The sequence below is a fragment of the Micromonospora sp. NPDC048063 genome (assembly GCF_043202855.1).
In the GTDB taxonomy this organism is placed as follows: domain Bacteria; phylum Actinomycetota; class Actinomycetes; order Mycobacteriales; family Micromonosporaceae; genus Micromonospora.
On record NZ_JBIDBG010000003.1, the window covers coordinates 444,246 to 461,955 of the forward strand.

17 protein-coding genes are annotated in these 17,710 nt (G+C 76.4%); 7 read left to right on the forward strand and 10 right to left on the reverse strand.

Annotation, left to right across the window (positions count from 1 at the left end):
- The first annotated feature begins 3 nt into the window (after positions 1–3).
- The 3 genes from ACGFZ2_RS10395 (at position 4) to ACGFZ2_RS10405 (ending at position 4,619) form a co-directional block, all read left to right on the forward strand.
- The gene (locus ACGFZ2_RS10395) at positions 4–2,754 is read left to right on the forward strand and encodes an FtsX-like permease family protein (protein WP_393452064.1); all 2,751 of its coding nucleotides are present in this window, start codon (positions 4–6) and stop codon (positions 2,752–2,754) included.
- 1 nt (position 2,755) lies between these two features.
- Positions 2,756–3,754, forward strand: coding sequence for an ABC transporter ATP-binding protein (locus ACGFZ2_RS10400; protein WP_393265262.1), 999 nt, complete (start codon positions 2,756–2,758; stop codon positions 3,752–3,754).
- A gap of 70 nt (positions 3,755–3,824) precedes the next feature.
- Positions 3,825–4,619, forward strand: a complete 795-nt coding sequence (locus ACGFZ2_RS10405; protein ID WP_393452067.1) for an ABC transporter ATP-binding protein — start codon at positions 3,825–3,827, stop codon at positions 4,617–4,619.
- A gap of 170 nt (positions 4,620–4,789) precedes the next feature.
- Here the strand turns inward: ACGFZ2_RS10405 and ACGFZ2_RS10410 are convergent, their stop codons facing one another.
- Positions 4,790–5,326 carry a hypothetical protein gene (locus ACGFZ2_RS10410; protein WP_393452070.1) on the reverse strand — a complete coding sequence of 179 codons (537 nt, stop codon included), beginning with the start codon at positions 5,324–5,326 and terminating at the stop codon, positions 4,790–4,792.
- Positions 5,327–5,481: 155 nt separating this feature from the next.
- Positions 5,482–5,934, reverse strand: coding sequence for a GNAT family N-acetyltransferase (locus ACGFZ2_RS10415; protein WP_393265254.1), 453 nt, complete (start codon positions 5,932–5,934; stop codon positions 5,482–5,484).
- A 73-nt stretch (positions 5,935–6,007) separates the two neighbouring features.
- Here ACGFZ2_RS10415 and ACGFZ2_RS10420 point away from each other — a divergent pair, with 73 nt between their 5' ends.
- The gene (locus ACGFZ2_RS10420; RefSeq protein ID WP_393265252.1) at positions 6,008–6,520 is read left to right on the forward strand and encodes a potassium channel family protein; all 513 of its coding nucleotides are present in this window, start codon (positions 6,008–6,010) and stop codon (positions 6,518–6,520) included.
- Here the strand turns inward: ACGFZ2_RS10420 and ACGFZ2_RS10425 are convergent.
- Complete coding sequence (locus tag ACGFZ2_RS10425) at positions 6,447–8,030, reverse strand: alpha/beta hydrolase (protein WP_393452073.1); 1,584 nt, start codon at positions 8,028–8,030, stop codon at positions 6,447–6,449. The two genes, ACGFZ2_RS10420 and ACGFZ2_RS10425, sit on opposite strands and share 74 nt — an antisense overlap.
- Before the next feature lie 34 nt (positions 8,031–8,064).
- Positions 8,065–9,180 carry an ATP-dependent DNA ligase gene (locus ACGFZ2_RS10430; protein WP_393452075.1) on the reverse strand — a complete coding sequence of 372 codons (1,116 nt, stop codon included), beginning with the start codon at positions 9,178–9,180 and terminating at the stop codon, positions 8,065–8,067.
- Positions 9,181–9,315: 135 nt separating this feature from the next.
- Between ACGFZ2_RS10430 and ACGFZ2_RS10435 the strand changes: the two genes are divergently transcribed.
- On the forward strand, positions 9,316–9,528 hold the full coding sequence (locus ACGFZ2_RS10435; protein ID WP_393265245.1) for a hypothetical protein: 213 nt from the start codon (positions 9,316–9,318) through the stop codon (positions 9,526–9,528).
- A 135-nt stretch (positions 9,529–9,663) separates the two neighbouring features.
- The gene (locus tag ACGFZ2_RS10440; RefSeq protein WP_393452078.1) at positions 9,664–10,086 is read left to right on the forward strand and encodes an SRPBCC family protein; all 423 of its coding nucleotides are present in this window, start codon (positions 9,664–9,666) and stop codon (positions 10,084–10,086) included.
- Here ACGFZ2_RS10440 and ACGFZ2_RS10445 read toward each other — a convergent pair.
- Positions 10,061–10,552, reverse strand: a complete 492-nt coding sequence (locus tag ACGFZ2_RS10445; RefSeq protein ID WP_393452081.1) for a GNAT family N-acetyltransferase — start codon at positions 10,550–10,552, stop codon at positions 10,061–10,063. The two genes, ACGFZ2_RS10440 and ACGFZ2_RS10445, sit on opposite strands and share 26 nt — an antisense overlap.
- Positions 10,553–10,629: 77 nt before the next feature.
- Between ACGFZ2_RS10445 and ACGFZ2_RS10450 the strand changes: the two genes are divergently transcribed.
- Complete coding sequence (locus ACGFZ2_RS10450; protein ID WP_393452084.1) at positions 10,630–11,133, forward strand: DUF1990 family protein; 504 nt, start codon at positions 10,630–10,632, stop codon at positions 11,131–11,133.
- A gap of 51 nt (positions 11,134–11,184) precedes the next feature.
- On the opposite strand, the gene ACGFZ2_RS10455 is transcribed toward ACGFZ2_RS10450, so the two are convergent.
- The 5 genes from ACGFZ2_RS10455 to ACGFZ2_RS10475 all read right to left on the reverse strand — a co-directional run bounded on the left by ACGFZ2_RS10455 (position 11,185) and on the right by ACGFZ2_RS10475 (position 17,703).
- Entirely contained in the window at positions 11,185–12,105 is a 921-nt protein-coding gene (locus ACGFZ2_RS10455) for a DNA-3-methyladenine glycosylase family protein (protein WP_393265237.1), read from the reverse strand.
- 109 nt (positions 12,106–12,214) lie between these two features.
- Positions 12,215–13,072 (reverse strand): spermidine synthase, encoded by an 858-nt coding sequence (locus tag ACGFZ2_RS10460; protein WP_393452087.1) that lies wholly within the window; start codon positions 13,070–13,072, stop codon positions 12,215–12,217.
- Complete coding sequence (locus ACGFZ2_RS10465) at positions 13,072–14,031, reverse strand: hypothetical protein (protein ID WP_393265231.1); 960 nt, start codon at positions 14,029–14,031, stop codon at positions 13,072–13,074. Before ACGFZ2_RS10465 ends, ACGFZ2_RS10460 begins: the two co-directional genes overlap by 1 nt.
- A 49-nt stretch (positions 14,032–14,080) precedes the next feature.
- Entirely contained in the window at positions 14,081–16,555 is a 2,475-nt protein-coding gene (locus ACGFZ2_RS10470) for an AAA family ATPase (protein WP_393452090.1), read from the reverse strand.
- Positions 16,555–17,703, reverse strand: coding sequence for an exonuclease SbcCD subunit D (locus ACGFZ2_RS10475; RefSeq protein ID WP_393265228.1), 1,149 nt, complete (start codon positions 17,701–17,703; stop codon positions 16,555–16,557). The genes ACGFZ2_RS10470 and ACGFZ2_RS10475 overlap by 1 nt, the downstream gene beginning before the upstream one ends.
- Between the last annotated feature and the right edge of the window lie 7 nt (positions 17,704–17,710).

Below are 17,710 nucleotides of genomic sequence, written 5' to 3' on the forward strand. Positions count from 1 at the left end.
CGGGTGGAGCGTAGGGACGACCAGGAGCGGAGACGGGGCGTGGTGAGCATCGGGGCGGTCGCCCGCCGGGTACGGGCGTACGGCGGGCAGTTCCTGCTGCTCGCGGCGCTGACGCTGGTCGCCGTGCTGGTGATCAGCGGCGTGCCGAGGATCGTCAACGACCACGCCCAGCAGGGCCTGCGGTCCCACCTGGGCGCCGTGCCGCCGCAGCAGCGCGACGTGACGTACTCGACCGGGCCGCTCGTCGACACGGACACCGACACCTCCCTGGTGGCCGCGCACCAGGGCGACCTGGCGAAGCTGGAGGCCGGACTGCCGCCGGTCGTACGCCGGATGGTCGAACAGCGGTGGTTCACCGCGGAGACGGCGGCCAGCCGGGTGCGAGGCCCGGACCTGGCGGCGAAGAACCTCCTGGTCGACCTCGGCCTGCGGGCCGTGCCCGGGGTCGAGGAGGCCGGCACCCTGGTCGAGGGGCGCTGGCCGGCCGACGCGCCGAAGGGCCAGCCGGTGCAGGTGGCGCTGGCCGAGGACGTCGCCCGCAAGCTGAACCTGCGGCTCGGCAGCCGGCTCACCCTCGCCGCGCCGACTGCCGGCTCACCCTTCGAGTCCATGCCTCCCGTCCAGGTCGCCGTGGTCGGTCTATTCCAGCCGCGTGCCGGCACCGACGGGCTCTGGGACGGCCTGCCGCCGCTGTTGCGGATCGTCGAGCCGGAGGGGGACGGCGAACCCTTCATCATCGTCGGCGTCGTCGACGGCGCGGCGCTGGACCGCCAGGCCGTCGCCGGCTGGCCGATGTCGTTCAGCTGGCGCTACCGGTTGGGCGCCGACGGCATTGACGTCCGCGAGCTGGACCAGGTGATCGACGGCCTCCAGCAGACGACCCGGGAGGCGGCCGGCCGGGACATCATCCAGGGGCTGGACATCCCGCTGCGGGATTTCGCCGCCGAGGTGGACAGCGCCCGGACGGTGCTCGGGGTGATCGCCGCGGGCGTGTTGGCCACGCTGGCCGGCCTCGTCGCGCTGGCCGCCGGGCTGCTGGTGCGCCGGCGCCGGGCAGAGTTCATCCTGCTGCGTGCCCGGGGCGGGGCGGCCACCACGAACGCGGGCCGCAGCCTGGCCGAGGCGCTGCTGGTGGTGCCGCCCGCCGCCGCGCTCGGCTGGCTGCTCGGCGGCCTCGCTCCCGGGGCGCCCGGGGAGACCCGGTGGCTCGCCGTCGCCGCGACCGTCCTGGTGGCGTCGGCGCTGCCGGTGGCCACCCTCGCCGTCTCCACCGGCGGCACCGGGCGGCGTGACCTGGTCCGCGCGCGCCCCTCCGCGCGTCGGCTCACGGCGGAGGCGGCGTTGCTGGTCCTCGCGGGTCTCGCGGTCGTGCTGCTGCGCCGCCGTGGCCTCACTCCCGGCGAGGTCGATCCGCTGCTGGTCTCGGTCCCGGTGCTGCTGGCCGTCGCCGCGGCGGTGGTCGCGATGCGGTTGTACCCGTGGCCCCTGCGACTGGTCAGCCGGCTCGCCGCCCGCGCCCGGGGCAGCGTCGCCTTCCTCGGTACCGCCCGGGCCGGCCGGTCGGTCGTCGCCGTACCGCTGGTGGTCGTCGTGCTGGCCATCGCGACGGCGGCGTTCTGCGCGGTGACGGCCGCCGGGATCGAGGCGAGCCGGGACCGGGCCGCCAGCCGGGCGGTCCCCGCCGACGCCCTGATCCTCGGGGAGCGGATCGCCCCGGACACGGGCGCCGAGTTGGAGCGGCTGCCGGGGGTGCGCGCCGCTAGCCCCGTGCTGCAGGAGGCGGGCCAGCGCCTGACGAAGGACGCGGTCGGCACCGACACCAGGCTCGGCAGCGTCACCGTGCTCATGGTCGACGGCCCCGCCCTGGCCCGGATGGTCAGCCAGGCCGACGTCGACGTGACGGTGCCCGCGGCGCTGCGCACCCCCGCCGGGGGAACCGGCCCGCTGCCCGCGGTGGTCTCCCCGGCGGTCGCCGCCGAGCTGGCCGCCGCCGGACTGGACGGCTCCGCCTTCGTCAGCGCCCAGGGCCAGCGGTACGAGTTCCGGGTCGCCGAGCGGACGGAGAGCTTCCCGCTGCTGCGTGCGGGCAGCAGCCGGTTCGTCATCCTGCCCTGGCAGTCGTTGCCCCGCCGGGACTACGCCGCCGTGCCGACCGGCTTCCTGGTCGTCGGCGACGGGCTGGACGTCGAGGCGCTGCGCCGGGTCGGCGACGCCGGGCAGTCCCGTTTCCAGAAGGGCGGGACCGTCACCGGCCGGGAGCGCTCGCGCAGCGTGGAGGTGCTGACCTTCGCGGACACCCGCCGGCAGGTGGGCGAGGGCGGCGCGAACGGGGTGCTCGCCTTCGGCTTCGTCGCCGGCGCGGCCGGCGGGACGGCGCTCGGCCTGCTCGCGATCGCCTTCACGGTGCTCGCCGGCGCCCGGGAGCGCGGCCAGGTGCTGTCCCGGCTGCGCACCCTCGGCCTGTCCCGGCGCCAGTGGCGCGGGCTGCTGGTGGTGGAACTGGCCCCGCTGGTGGGCGTCTCGGTGGTGACCGGCGCGCTGGTCGGCACGGTGTTGCCGCTGCTGCTCACCCCGGTGCTCGGCCTGTCCGCCTTCACCGACGGCGTGGAGGTCCGGGTGGCGTTCGAGCCCGGCCTGGCGGCGGGGGTCGTCGCGTTGGGGGCGGTCGCCCTCGGCTTCGCGGTCGCCGTCGAGGCCCTGAACAACCGCCGGATGCGCCTCGGCGAGGTGCTCCGGCTCGGAGAGGAGAGCTGACATGACCGCTACCGCGGAGACCACCGCCGTGCCGGATCTGGCCGCCCTGCAACAGCGGGCCGCCGAGCGTGCGGCGGAGCGGGCCGGTGGCCGGGACCTGTTGCGCGGGCACATCGTCTGCGACGGGCTGGTCCGGATCTTCAAGACCGAGGGGGTGGAGGTGGTCGCGCTACAGGGGCTCGACCTGGTCATCGACCGGGGCGAGCTGGTGGCGATCGTGGGTGCCTCCGGTTCCGGCAAGTCGACCCTGCTGAACATCCTTTCCGGGCTGGACACCCCCACCGCCGGCATCGCCCGTGTGGGCGACTACGACCTGCTCAACCTCTCCGCACGGCGGAGACTGAGCTACCGGCGTGACATGGTGGGGTTCGTCTGGCAGCAGACCGGCCGCAACCTGCTGCCGTACCTGACCGCGCTGGAGAACGTCGAGCTGCCGATGCGGCTGGCCGGTCGGCGGGGCGGCCGGCGGGCCCACCGCGAGCGGGCCCGGGAACTGCTCGACCTGGTCGGCGTGGGCCACTGCGCCGACCGGCGGCCGGGGCAGCTCAGCGGCGGCGAGCAGCAGCGCTGCGCGGTGGCGGTGGCGGTGGCCAACGACCCCGAGGTGCTCTTCGCCGACGAGCCGACCGGTGAGCTGGACGAGGCGACCGGCGCCGAGGTGTTCGGGGCGCTGCGCACCATCAACGCCGAACTCGGCGTCACCATCGTGGTGGTCACCCACGACCACGCCGTGGCCACCCAGGTCCGCCGGACCGTCGCGATCCGCGACGGCCGGACCGCCTCCGAGGTACGCCGGACCGCGCGGATCGGCGCGGACGGCAGCACCGAGCTGGTCAGCGAGGAGTACGCCGTGCTCGACCGCACCGGCCGGATGCAGCTGCCGGCGTCCTTCGTCGACGCCCTGTCGCTGCGGGACCGGGTGCGGCTCAACCTGGAGCCGGACCACGTGGAGGTGCGGCCGGGCGACCGGGCGCGGGACGAGCGGGAGGCGACGCAGTGAGCGGGCCAGGAATCAGTCGGTACCGCGTGGCCGAGCCGGTCGGCCACGCCGAGCGCAGCGGGGCGGGATCATGAGCGAGCGGGACGTGGTGGCGGACGGCCGGTACGACGGGGCGACGGTCGACGGGCGCCCGGGCGGGACGGTGCCGGACGGGCGGCCCGGCGCAAGCGTGGCGGGCGTCGCGGTCACCGACGAGGTGGTCCGGGTGGCTGAGGTCAGCCGCACGTTCGGCCGCGGTGAGCACGCGGTGCACGCCGTGCGGGAGGTGTCGTTCTCCGCCGGGCGGGGCGAGCTGGTCGCCGTACGGGGCCGTTCCGGGGCGGGCAAGACCACCCTGCTGAACCTGGTCGGCGGGCTGGACCGGCCCGACTCGGGCCGGGTGGTGGTGGCGGGGCACGACGTGACCGGGGTCGGCGAGCGGGAGCTGCTGGAGCTGCGCCGGGGCATCGTCGGCTTCGTGTTCCAGACCTTCGGGCTGGTGCCGATCCTCTCCGCCGCCGAGAACGTCGGCGTGCCGCTGCGGCTGGCGCGGGTGCCGGCGGCCGAGCGGGAGGAGCGGGTGGCGGTGCTGCTGGAGCTGGTCGGCCTGGGCGGGCACGCCGCGCAGCGGCCGTACGAGCTGTCGGGCGGGCAGCAGCAGCGGGTGGCGGTGGCCCGGGCCCTGGCCAACGAGCCCGACCTGCTGATCGCCGACGAGCCCACCGGCCAGCTCGACTCGGAGACCGGCCGCTCGATCATGGACCTGATCCGGGCGGTCGTGCACGCGCGGGGCATGACCGCGCTGGTCGCCACCCACGACCCGGCCCTGATCGACCTCGCCGACCGCGTCCTCACCCTCCGCGACGGCCGCCTGGTCGACGGCTGACCGGGGCGGGTCCGCACCGACGTGCGGTGCGGACCCCCGGGCACCGGCGACCAGGGCGAACGAGGCGCCCGGGCTGCGCGGGTCGAGGCGGGTGGTCGGCTCGTCGTGCGCGTTGCGCACTCAGTCCCGGCAGCGCCGCCGGTGGCCGGCTCGTCGAGCGCGGCTCGCACTCAGTCCCGGCAGCGACGCCGGTGGTAGGCCACGGTGAGCGCGAGCAGCAGCGGACCCCAGAGCAGCAGCGGGGTGTAGCAGGCCAACAGCAGCGCCGTCCCGCCAGGGGAGAAGCCGAACCCGTCGCCGCGCGGGAGCCCGCCAAACGCGGCGTACCCCCAGATCAGGATGAGCGCGACGCCGCCCGCGGTGGCCGCGGTCTCGGCGAACGGCGGCGGCACCCGCCGGCCGCCGACCAGCGGCAGCCAGCGTGGGAAGACCTCGCCCCACTGCCGGACCAGTCCGATCGAGAGCAGCGCCAGCGCCTCCTGGACCACGCTCAGCGACAGGATGTAGACGGCCTCCCAACCGCCGACCCGGACCGGCTCGCCGTTCGCGAACGCGCCGATCGGGACGCCGGCCACCAGTGCGATGCGCCACAGCCCCGACGGGAGGGTGACCAGGGGAATCAGGTGGGCGGTCCGCACCGCCCACCGCGGCGCCGATCGTCCGTCCCGGGCGTGACCCGACGGGGCGATCGCGGTTGCGGTGCTCATGACGGACTCCGTTCCTCGGCGGCTGCTGCTCCAGCCTCGCCGGCCGAGGACGGCCCGCCACCCCGCCAGTGGGTGAACCGGCTCCCCGACGCGGGGGAGCGTCCCCCGGTCCCGGGCCACCGTGCGGAAGGCGGGCCGGCGGGCCGGCCCCGAGGTCAGAGCGGAAGCTTCATGCCCTCGTGGCTGGCCACGAAGCCGAGGCTGAGGTAGAAGCGGTGGGCGTCGTGGCGGGTCTTGTCGGTGGTGAGCTGCACCAGGGCGCAGCCGCGCTGCTTCGCCTGGTCGACGGCCCAGGTCATCATCTGCCGGCCGAGGCCCCGCCCGCGCCGGTCCGAGTGGACGCGGACGGCCTCGACGAGCTGCCGCTCCGCGCCGTGCCGGCCGAGCCCGGGAATGTAGGTGAGCTGCATGCAGCCGACCACCTCACCGTCCGCGTCGGCCACGATGAGCTGGTTGCGCGGATCGGCGGCGATGTCCGCGAACGCCCTCTCGTACGCGTCGTCGACCTCCGTGAAGTCCCGGGACTTCCCGAGCACGTCGTCGGCGAGCAGGGCCAGCACGGCGGGCAGGTCGGCCCGGACCGCCTCCCGGAAGATCACGTCGCTCATGCCGTCAGCGTGACACAACGATGTGGGGCGATGCGGAGGCGGCGCTTGCCGGCACCAGGCAGCATGATGGCTCATGGACGTCCTGCTGCTGCCGTTCCGGTGGATCTACCGGGCGTTGGTCTGGTTCGCCAACTCGCCCCGGACGTTGATCATCTCCTACCTGCTGATGATCGTGGTGGCCGGCGTCATCTACGGCCAGGTGGAGAACCGCACGGCGGCGGACGCGGTCTGGTGGGCGGTGGTGACCGCGTCCACCGTCGGGTACGGCGACATCTCACCGGCCAGCTGGCAGGGCCGGGCCCTCGCCGCGCTGCTCATCTCGACCATGGTGCTGCTGGTCATCCCGTTGATCACCGCGCACTTCGCCAGCCAGCTGATCGTCGACGACGACGCCTTCGAGCACGACGAGCAGGAGGAACTCAAGGCCGACGTCCGGCGCATGCGGGCCCTGCTGGAGGAGATCGCCGCCCGGCAGGGCATCGAGCTGCCCGACCTGCCGCCGGAACGGCCGGTCAGCGGGCCGGGCAGCGCAGCCCCTCTCTGGGCACGGTCAGGTCGATCAAGTAGGCGTCGACCGCCTCCGTGATGCAGGAGGTCTGCGGGTAGGCGGTGTGCCCCTCACCCTCCCAGGTGAGCACCCGGCCGACGCCGAGCATCTCGGCCAGCTTGCCGGTCTGCTCGTAGGGCGTCGCCGGGTCGCCGGTGGTGCCCACCACCAGGATCGGCGGCGCCCCGTCGGCCCGGCCGGTCGGGTACGGGTCACGGCCGCCCGGCCACTCCGTGCAGGAGAGCATGCCGACGGCCAACGACGGGCCGAACAGCGGGTACTTCGCCCGCCACTGCGACTGGAACTGGCGGATCCGCTCCCGGGTCGGCTTCTCCTCCTCGTCGGCGCAGTTGACGGCCAGGTTGGCGTCGAACAGGTTCGAGTAGTGCCCGTCGGGGTCCCGGTCGGCGTACGCGTCGGCGAGGCGGAACACGTCCGTCGGGTCGCCGCCCTCCAGCTCGTCGATGGCGCGGGCCAGCTCCTGCCACCCCTGCTCCGTGTAGAGCGAGGAGATGATCGCGTAGAAGACCCAGCCCGGGGTGGCCTCCCGGCCGTCGTCGCCGCGCACCGGGGACACCCGGGCCTTGTCGATCGCCGAGGTGACCGCGGCGCGGGCGTCCGGGGCGATCGGGCAGCGGCCGGCGTTGGCGGCGCACCACCGGGTGAAGTTGTCGAAGGCCCGCTCGAAGCCCCTGGCCTGACTCTCCGAGCCGGCGACCAGACCCTGCTTCGGGTCGATCGCGCCGTCGAGCACCATCGCCCGGACGTGCTGTGGGTAGAGCTGCGCGTAGGTGGCGCCGAGCAGGGTGCCGTAGGAGTAGCCGAGGTAGGTCAGCTTGTCGTCGCCGACGGCCGCGCGGACCATGTCCATGTCGCGGGCGGCCTGCTCGGTGCCGTAGAGCGCCAACTGGTCGCCGTAGCGGTCGCCGCAGCCGCGCCCGATCCGCTGGTTGAGCGCCACGAACCCGTCGAAGGACTCCTGGCTGCGCGGGTCGGGGTCGTAGCCGAAGCTCGCGTCCAGGTCGGCGTCCGGAATGCACTTCACCGGGCTGGAGCGGGACACCCCGCGAGGGTCGAAGCCGACGATGTCGAACCGGTCGGTGATCGAGGCGGGCAGGCCGCCGAACGCCGGCCCGTAGGAGAGGTAGACCGCCGTGTCCACCCCGGAGCCGCCCGGCCCGCCCGGGTTGACGACCAGCGAGCCGATCCGCTCGCGCTGCTTCGTCGACCGGGCGCGCAGCAGCGCGATCTCGAAGGTCTGCCCGGCGCCCGGGCCGGTGCCGGCCGCGCCGCCCATGCCCCAGTCACGCGGCACCTTGATCCGCGCGCACTCGTAGCGCATGTTCGGCGCGCTCCGCCCGACCAGCTCCTCGGCCACCTCCGGGCAGGACCGCCAGGTCGGCGCGGCACCCGGCGCGGCGGCCTCGCCCTCGACGTCCGTCCGGGGGGCGAACGCCGGCAGGGTGCAGCCGGCGGCGAGCAGCGCGGCGGCGGCCAGGCCGGCCAGGGTGAGCCGGAACCGGCGGATCCGGGCGGAATTGCGGGTCACGAGCGGGCCTCCGTGATCGATTTCGACGGCCAGGCTACGCCGGGCCCGCGGCGGCGGAGCCCACGGTCACCGTCGGGTCGCCGCGGAGCACCTGGTCCACATCGAACCGGACCGGCCGGTCGAGCTGGTCGTAGCGGCAGGAGCCGGGCTCGCGGTCGGGCCGCCACCGGACGAACCGGGCGGTGTGCCGGAACCGATCGCCCTCCATCGCGTCGTAGCCGACCTCGACCACCAGCTCGGGACGCAGCGGCTCCCACTCGAGGTTGCGGGTGCCGGTCCAGCGGCTGACCCCGCCGGGCAGGCGCTGGCCGCGCTCGTGGTCGCCGTGCACCCACGGGTGGTCGGCGCCGGCGTCCCGGTAGGGCTCCAGCTCCTCCAGCAGCTCGGCGCGGCGCGCCATGGTGAACGAGGCGCTCACCCCGACGTGGTGCAGCACGCCCGCGTCGTCGTAGAGCCCGAGCAGGAGCGAGCCGACCACCGGGCCCGACTTGTGCCACCGGAACCCGGCCACCACCACGTCGGCGGTGCGGGCGTGCTTGACCTTGAACATGAGCCGCTTGCCCGGCTCGTAGGGCAGGTCGGCCGGCTTGGCGATCAGGCCGTCCAGGCCGGCACCCTCGAAGACGTCGAACCAGCGGTGGGCGGTGTCGACGTCGGTGGTGACCTGGGTGACGTGCACCGGCGGGCGGACCCCGGCCAGGGCCGCCTCCAGCCGGGCCCGCCGCTGCGGATAGGGCTGGTCGAGCAGGGTCTCGTCGTCGAGGAGGAGCAGGTCGAAGGCGACGAAGTCGGCCGGCGTCGTCTCGGCCAGCAGCCTCACCCGGGAGGCGGCCGGATGGACGCGCTGGGCCAGCAGCTCGAAGTCGAGCCGGGGCTGCCCGCCCGGGCCGTCCCGCCGGATCACGATCAGCTCGCCGTCGACCGCGCACCGCTCGGGCAGCTGGCGGCGGGCCTGTTCGACCACCTCGGGGAAGTAGCGGGTCATCGACTTGCCGCCCCGGCTGGACAGCTCCACCTCGTCGCCGTCGCGGAACACGATGCACCGGAAGCCGTCCCACTTCGGCTCGTACGTCATCCCGGACGCGGTGGGGATCCGCGGGACGCTCTTGGCCAGCATCGGCTCGACCGGTGGACTGATCGGCAGCTTCACGGCGACAGTCAACCAGACCGCACCGACAGCCGTGAGGCAGATCACGGCCGGGCGGCGGGCGGCGTGTCCTCCCGCGCGCCCCTCGTCCCCGCCAGGGCGAATCGGAAAACCGCAGGTCAGAGCTACTTTCGCGGGGTGTCGGAGTGGGTCTGCGGGTGCTGCGGTCGGTGGCGGGTGAGCGTCGAGCTGATCCGGGGCCGCCACCGGTACCGGCTCGTGCGCCGCTACCCGGCCCGGTTCGGCGGGGGCAAGGACGTGCTCGGCGAGGTCGGCTCGGTGGCGGAGCTGGAGGAGCTGCTGCGCCGCCGTACCCCCCTGGGGCTGGCCGACCTGCACGAGGCCGCCTGACCCGACGGCGCCCGAGGCCCGGCGGAGGCGGGCGGACCGGCGGCGACCGACCGGCGGATGCCGCGGTCACGATCCGTCGGGCAGCGTCGTCACCGGTGGGCGCGGCGCGCGGGGCGCCGCCCGGGAAGGGGCGCGATGCGGTTCGAGACCGGTACGGAGGTGGCCGCCGAGCCCGGACGGGTCTGGGCGGTGCTGGTCGACGTCGAGCGGTGGCCGGAGTGGACGCCCTCGGTGCGCCGGGCCCGGCGGGGGGAGCCGGGGCCGCTCGCGGTGGGCGCCACCGCCAGGCTGGAGCAGCCGAAGCTGCGGCCGGCCGTCTGGCGGGTCACCGAGCTGACCGAGGGGCACTCCTTCGCCTGGGTGTCGCGCAGCCCCGGCGTGCGCACCCTGGCCGAACACCGGGTGCTGCCGCTGGCCGACGGGCGCAGCCGGGTCGAGCTGGTGCTCGCGCAGTCCGGGCCGCTGGCCGGTCCGGTCGGCTGGCTCTACGGCGACCTGACGCGCCGCTACCTGCGGATGGAGGCCGACGGGCTCAGGCGTCGTTGCGAGCGGGACTGACCACGGCCTTCTCCAGCAGGGCCAGCCGGTGGCCGTTCGGGTCCGGCCGGTGCCCGACCACGCGGTAGCCGTGCCGGTGGTACAGCCGCAGGTTCTGCTCGCTGTCGGCCCCGGTGAAGAGCGCGAGGCGGCGCACGCGGGCGGCACAGGCCGCCTCGACCGCCCGTAGCAGCCGCCCGCCGACGCCCCGGCCCTGCTGGTCGGGGGCGACGGCGAGGCGGCCGACGTGCGCGGTGTCGCCGTCGACGTGCGCCCGCACCGAGCCGACCAGCCGGTGGCCGAGCCGGGCGGTGAGCACCGTCGCCGGTCCCGCCAGCGCGGCCCGCACCTCCTCCAGGGTCTCGGTCAGCGGCGGCAGGAACGGGTCGGCGTAGCGCTGGGCCTCCACGAGGTACGCGGCGCGCTGCACCGTGAGGATCTCGCCGGCGTCCGGCACGTCGGCGGGGGCGATGCGCGGCTCGATCACGCCGACAGCCAACCACACGGCCCCGCCGCGCCGCCCGTACGCTGGCGGTGATCCGTCGAGCCCTGGGGGTGCGCGCCGTGCCGGCACTGACCTATCCGCACGTCGGCGCCACCCGCGTCGGGGACCTGCCGCCCGGCTGGCGGCACGTGCGGCACCGGGTGCGGCTGCCCGACTCCTGCTTCGCCGCCGCCGGCGCGGCGGTGCTCGGCTGGCGCCTGCACCGGGCGGCCGGCATCCGGATGGACGCGGCGGCCGACCGCGCCGCGCCCGGGGTGCGGGTGGTCTCCCGGCTGGGCGTCGGCCCGCTGCGACTGGCCGCGCCCTGCGAGGTGGTCTGGGCCGTCGACGACGACCGGCGGGCCGGCTTCGGGTACGGCACGCTGCCCGGGCACCCGGCCAGTGGCGAGGAGGCGTTCGTGGTCAGCCGCGACGCCGCCGGCCGCGTCTGGTTCGAGGTGGTCGCGTTCAGCCGCCCCGACCGCTGGGTCATGCGCGCCGCCGGGCCGGCTGGCCGGGCCTTCCAGCACGCGTACGCCTGGTGGCTCGGCCGCACCCTGCGCCGCCTCTGCGCCCGGTCCTGACCGCGCGTCCGTCCACGGCACCGTGCCACGGCCGGCGGGCGGGGCGGCCCGTCAGTACCGGGCGAAGGAGCGGATCGGCATCCGGGGGCCGTACTTCGGGGCCTGGACGCCCCCGGCCTCCAGCAGCACGCAGACCCGGCCCCGGTGCCCCCGGAACGGCTCCAGCAGCGCCAGCATCCGGGCGTCGTCGCCGCGCGGCTCGCCCGCGAGCGCCCAGGCCACCGTGTTCGGCACGTGGAAGTCGCCGACGCTGACCGCGTCTGGGTCCCCGTACGCGATCCGCACCACCTCGGCGGCGGTCCACGGCCCGATGCCGGCGATGGCGGTGAGCCGGCGGGTGGCTTCGGCGGAGTCCGCGCAGCGCTCCAACCGGTCGGCGACGGCGGCGGCGCGGCGCAGCGTGTCGGCCCGGCGCTGCTCCACCCCGAACGGGTGGAACACCCAGTACGGGGTGGCGGCCACCGCCGCCGGCTCCGGCGGCAGCAGCAGCGGCTGCATCGGCCCGGGCGCCGCCTCCGCGAAGTGCCGCACCGTCGCGGCGTACGCGCGGTACGCCTCCTTGCCGGTCACCTTCTGCTCGAAGACCGCCCGGAGCAGCCGGGGGAAGACCTGACCGGTGGCCGGCATCCGCAGCCCCCGGTGCTGGGCCGCCAGCCGCGCCACCACGGGGTGGCCGGCGGCGAGTTCCGCGAACCCGCTGAGGTCGTCGCGCAGCCCCGCGACCGCGTCCGCCCGCTCCACCACCCAGTCGGCGCCCGGGCCGTAGCCCTCGGCGAGCAGGTCGCCGCCGGCCGGCCGCAGGGCGAGGGTGGCCGGCCCGTCGGGGGTGCGGGTGGCCCACCAGAAGGTGCCCGCCGCGACACGCGCGCAGGGGTCGTACGCGCTGAAGGTCAGCGCCCGGACCGACGCGGCCAGCCGGTAGCCGGCCGGCGGGCGCAGCTCCCGGCGGGCGGAGGGTTCGGTCCCGGTCACCCGCCCATGCTGTCACGTCCCGGTCCCTCGACCGGCGGCACCGCCGGCGCGCCGGTCGTCCCCGCTCGGCACGGCCGCCGGTGGGTACGCATGGCCCCCGCGAACGGGATCAACGACGCACGGAGAAGATTCCGGGCGGCGGCGGGGTCGAGTCGGTGGCGTCGGCGTCGCGGACCACCGGGGCCCCGCCGGCGAACCGGTCCAGCTCCGCGCCGGCCAGCACCCGGCCGGGGAACCAGTCCCCGGCGGCGCGTCGGGTCAGCTCCGGCACCGGCGGCTCGACCCGGCTCGCCACGAGCACCAGGTTGCCGTAGCGGCGCCCGCGCAGCACCGCCGCGTCCCCGACCAGGCAGGCCCGGGGCAGCACCGACCGGACCGTGGCGACCTGCGCCCGCGCGTGGCGCAGCGGCGGGCCGTCGGCGACGTTGGCCAGGTAGCAGCCGTCGGGGCGCAGCACCCGGGCCACCTCGGCGGCGTACTCCACGGAGGTGAGGTGGGCCGGGGTGCGCGCGCCGGCGAAGACGTCGGCGACCACCACGTCGTAGCCGGCGTCCCGGCTGGCGGCGAGCACCGCGCGGGCGTCGGCCACCCGCACCTTGAGCCGGAACTCCGCCGGCCACGGCAGGGCGCGGCGGACCAGCTCCACCAGCGCACCGTCCACCTCGACCACCCGCTGGCCGGAGCCGGGCCGGGTGGCGGCCACGTAGCGGGGCAGCGTCAGCGCCCCGCCGCCGAGGTGCAGCACCCGCAGCGGCGCACCGGCCGGGGCCACCAGGTCGATCGCGGCGGCCAGCCGCCGGACGTACTCGAACTCCAGGTGCGTGGGGTCGGCCAGGTCCACGTGCGACTGCGGCGCGCCGTCCAGCAGCAGGGTCCACGACCCCGGCCGGTCCGGATCCGGCACCAGCTCGGCCAGCCCAGTGTCCACCCCTGCGGCCACCGTCTCGGCGCCCCGCCTGCGCCCCATCAGCGGCGGGCCCGGGCGGCGGCGGTGAGCACCCGGTGCAGCAGCCGCGCGTCGCCGAGCAGCGCCCGCAGCCGGCGCTCCAGGCCCGCGATCGGGATGAGGTTCTGCGGTGCCCGGGGGTCCTTGTACGGGGTGGAGGCGAACCGGGGCAGCGTCACCAGCGACAGGTCGGCCAGCTCCACCGCCTCGTCGATGTCCAACTCGGCGGAGCACTCCATCCGGACGATGCCCGCCCACGGCGCCCCGAGGGCCACCGGCAGCCGCAGATACCACGACCAGCCGCCCCACGCCGTGCCGAGCCGGAACACCGGGGACCGCTCGCCGGCCGCCAGCCCGGTGACCACCGCCGTCAGCCGGGCGTCCAGGTATTGGCTGTGCTGTGTCTTGATGTAGCCCAGCGTGCGCGGCAGCTGCCGCCGGTTGCGCAGCGGGCCGTCCACCACCAGCAGGTCGCCGTCGGTGCGGGCCGCCCCGGAGACCTCCACCTCCAGCGCGGTCAGCGGCCCCTGCACGGCGGCGGGGAGCTTGTTCAGCTCGCCCGTGCCGCTGACCCGGTGCACCGGGTAGCGGACGCTGCCGGCGACCACGTCCACCGCCGACGGGCTGGCGGTGAACAGGCCCCGGCCGACCCTCGCGCCGGCGAGCCGCGCCGCGCCGCGCTCCAGGTCGCACCGGACCACCCCGGCGGCGTACGAGGCGGCCAGGCCGGGAAAGGAGGCGCCGTCGTCCTCCGCCGTCCACACGCTCGCGTCGATCCGGCGCACCCCGTCGACCAGCAGCACCACGTCGGGGGCGCGCACCCCGGGGCGGGGCCCGATGGCCCGCCAGTCCACCGCGGGCAGTTCGGCGTCCGCGTCGACCTGGGCGCTGCTCGGCGCGGCGGGACCGCCGCCGGACGCCTCGAACGAGGCCCCGTACGCCGGGTCCCAGGCGTCGACGAAGAACCGGGGATCGGTCACCGGGGCGAGCCTCCCGTCGTGGCCCGGGGGACGCGGCGGCGGCCCCCGCTCACCGGCCGGTCCGCTCGACGCGGGCCGACCGGGCGTCCTTGCTGACCTCGTAGCGGACCGGGATGCGCTCGGCCAGCGCCGGCACGTGGGTGACCACCCCGACCATCCGGTCGCCCCGGGCGGCCAGGCTCTCCAGGGTGGCGGCCACCGTGTCCAGGGTGGCCGCGTCGAGCGTGCCGAAGCCCTCGTCGAGCACGATCGACTCCAGGCTCGCCGCGGTGGTGGACATGCCGGCGAGCTGCTCGGACAACGCGAGCGCCAGCGCCAGCGACGCCTGGAAGGTCTCGCCGCCGGACAGGGTGCGCACGCCCCGGCGCAGCCCGGCGTCGTGGTGGTCGACGACGAAGAACTCGCCCTTGTCGTGCACCAGGTCGTACTGCCCGCCGGACAGCTCCCGCAGGATGCCCGACGCGCCGTCGACCAGCAGGTCTAACGCCTCGGCCAGCAGCCACCGCTCGAAGTTGTTGGCCCGCAGGTGCCCCGCGAGGGCCCGGGCCACCTGCGCCTCGTGCTCGTACCCGGCCCGCTGCTCGCGCAGCCCGCCGGCCTGCTCGCGGCGGCGCTCCAGCTCGCGCAGGTCGCCCTCGGCCCGCTCCAGGGCGCGGTCGGCGGCGCGTACCGGATCGTCGGTGGCCGGCAGCCCGGCGGCGGCGAAGATGCCCGCGATGCGCTCGCCGACGCCGGCCGCCACGGCCTCGGCCTCCGCCACCGCGGCGGCCCGCCCCGCCCGCTCGGCGCGGCGGCGCTCCGCCTCCGCGCCCGCCCACCCGGTGAGAGCCGCCCACGCCGCGCCGAGGTCGTCGCGGTCGGCCGCCGGCGGCCCGAACCGGGCCAGCCCGTCGCGGGCGGCGTCGAACGCCCGCCAGGTCGCGCGCAGCCGCTCCTCGGCGGCGTCCACGGCCGCCCGGGCCCGCCGGGCCGCCTCCCGGCCGGCCCGCACCGCCGCCGCCGACTCCTCCAGCGCCCGGCGCAGCCGCGCGTGCTCGTCCAGCTCGCGGCGCAGCACCGCCGGCTCCGCCGCCCCGGCCAACTGCCCGTCCAGCTCGGCCAGCCGGGCGTCCAGCTGGTCCTGCCGGGCCCGCGCCCGCACCAGCACCCGCTCCAGCTCGCGGGCGGCGGCGTCGCGCTCCGCCACCACCGCCTGTGCGGCCTTCGTGGCGGCCCGCGCCGCCCGGCCCGCCGCCGTTGCGGCGGCGACCGCCGAGTCCGCCGGCACCGCCGGCACCCGCGCCACCGTCTGCTCGCAGACCGGGCAGGTCGCCCCGTCGCGCAGGTGCGCCCGCAGCGCCACCGCCTGGTCGGTCGCCTTGGCCTCCTCGTGGGCCCGGAAGGCGGCCTCCAACTCGGCCTCGGCCCGCTCGGCCGCCGCCCGCGCCTGCGTCAGCGCGGTCGCCGCCGCCGCGTGCTCGCCCCGCGCCGTGCCCACCGCCGCCCGGACCGTCTCCGCCTCGCCGGCCAGCTTCTCCCGGTCGGTGTACGCCCGCAGCAGCAGCCGCAGCGCGCTCTCGTCGCCGGCCGCGGCCAGCTCGCCGCGGAGCTTCTCCTCCCGCTCCTCGGCCAGGGACACCGCTGTCGCCGCCTCGTCCGCGCCCGCCCGCGCCGACGCCACCGCCCGGGCCACCTCGGCCACCCCGTCCGGCGCGCGCACGGCGGACAGCACCGCCAGGTCGGCGTCGAGCGCGGCCAGCGCCGCGTCCGCCTCGCGCGCCGCCTCCCGGGCCGCCGCCAGCTCCGGCACGGCCGCCGCCACCGCCCCGACCAGCTCCCGCATCCGGTCGACCTGCCCGGTCGCCGCCGCCAGCGCGGCGTCGTCGACGTCGGCGAGCCCGGCCAGCGCCTGGTCGACCGCCTCCAGCTTCGCCTCGGCCTGCGCGGCCCGCGCGGTCGCCTTCTTCTGCACCTCCTCGTAGACCCCGAGACCGAGCAGGTTCACCAGGATCTGCTGCCGGGTGGCCGGCTTGGCGTGCAGGAAGTCCGCGAACTGCCCCTGCGGCAGCACCACGCAGCTGGTGAACTGCTCGTACGGCAGCCCGACCGCCTCCAGCACCGCCTGCTCCATCTCGCCGGGGGTGCCGGCGACCACCTCGCCGAGGTCGTCGGGGCTCAGCCCGGTGTCGAGCTTGGTCACGTCGAAGCCGGCCGGCATGAGCTGCAACCCGGCGTTGGCCGTCTTGACGTTGCCCCGCCCGTCCCGGCGCACCACCCGGGTCGCCACGTAGCGGGACCCGCCGGACTCGAAGACCAGCCGCACCCGCGCCTCGGTGGCCGACGGCGCGAGGGCGTTGGCCAGCCCCCGGGTGCCGCCCCAGCGGGGCACCGTGCCGTAGAGGGCGAAGCAGATCGCGTCCAGCACCGTCGACTTGCCCGAGCCGGTCGGCCCCACCAGGGCGAAGAAGTCGGCGTCGGTGAAGTCGATCGTCGTCTCGTCCCGGAAGACGGTGAAGCCCGCCATGTCCAGCCGCATCGGCCGCATCAGTGGTCGACCTCCTCGAAGAGCTCGTCGAAGAGCTCCCGCACCCCGTCGTCGGTGTGCCCCCGGCTGTCCAGGTAGTCGGCGAAGAGCTGCCGGGGCGAGCGGCCGGCCCGCTGCGCCACCCGGGCGCCGCCGCCCGGGGCGGGCACCAGCTCGGGGTCGATGCGGATCTCCAGGGCGCGGGGCAGCAGCTCCTGCACCTCCTCGCGCAGCCCGGCACGGGGCTGCTCCCGCACGTACACCCGCAGCCAGGCGTCCGGCACGTCCATCTCGGCGAGCTGGGCCAGGGTGCCCCGGACCGTGCGCAGCGTGGCCGCCGCGACGACCGGCACCTCGCGGACCTGCGCCGCCGTGGTCGCGGTGACCTCGACGAGCGTCACCGACGGCACGTTCTCCTGCTCGCCGAAGTCGACGGCGAGCGGGCTGCCGCTGTAGCGGATCGGGCAGGGGCCCTGGACCCGCTGCGAGCGGTGCAGGTGGCCGAGCGCCACGTAGTGCGCGGTGCCCGGGAAGACGGTCGCCGGCACCGCGTAGCCGAGCACGGTGTGGGCGTCCCGCTCGCCGCCGCCGGTCGCCGCGCCGACCACGGTCAGGTGGGCGGTGACCAGGTGCACCCGGTCCGGCTCGGTGAAGCTCTCGGTCAGCCGGCCCAGCACCCGGCCCAGGTGGTCGGCGTACGTCTGGGTGGCCTCGGCGGCGGTCAGCTCGTACATCTCCACGGCCCGGATGGCGTAGCGCTGGGAGAGGAACGGCAGCGCGGCCAGCCGCCAGCGCTCGCCGCCGGCCGTGGTGCCGTCGACGACGTGCTCGTCCGGGTTCTCCCGGACGCCGCCGCGCAGCGTGATCCCGGCCGCCTCGGCCCAGGGGCGCAGCGCGTCGAGGGCCTGGCCGTTGTCGTGGTTGCCGCCGATCGCCACCACGTCGGCGCCGGTGCGGCGCAGCGCGGTCAGGGCCCGGGTGACCAGGCGGGTGGCCTCGGGCGTCGGCGCGGCGGTGTCGTAGAGGTCACCGGCGACGATGACCAGGTCGGGCCGCTCGGCCCGGGCGACGTCGATCACCCCGGCGAGGACCTGCTTGTGCTCCTCGGCCCGCGACTGGCCCTTGAGGACCTTGCCGACGTGCCAGTCGGAGGTGTGCAGGATCTTCACGGGTCTC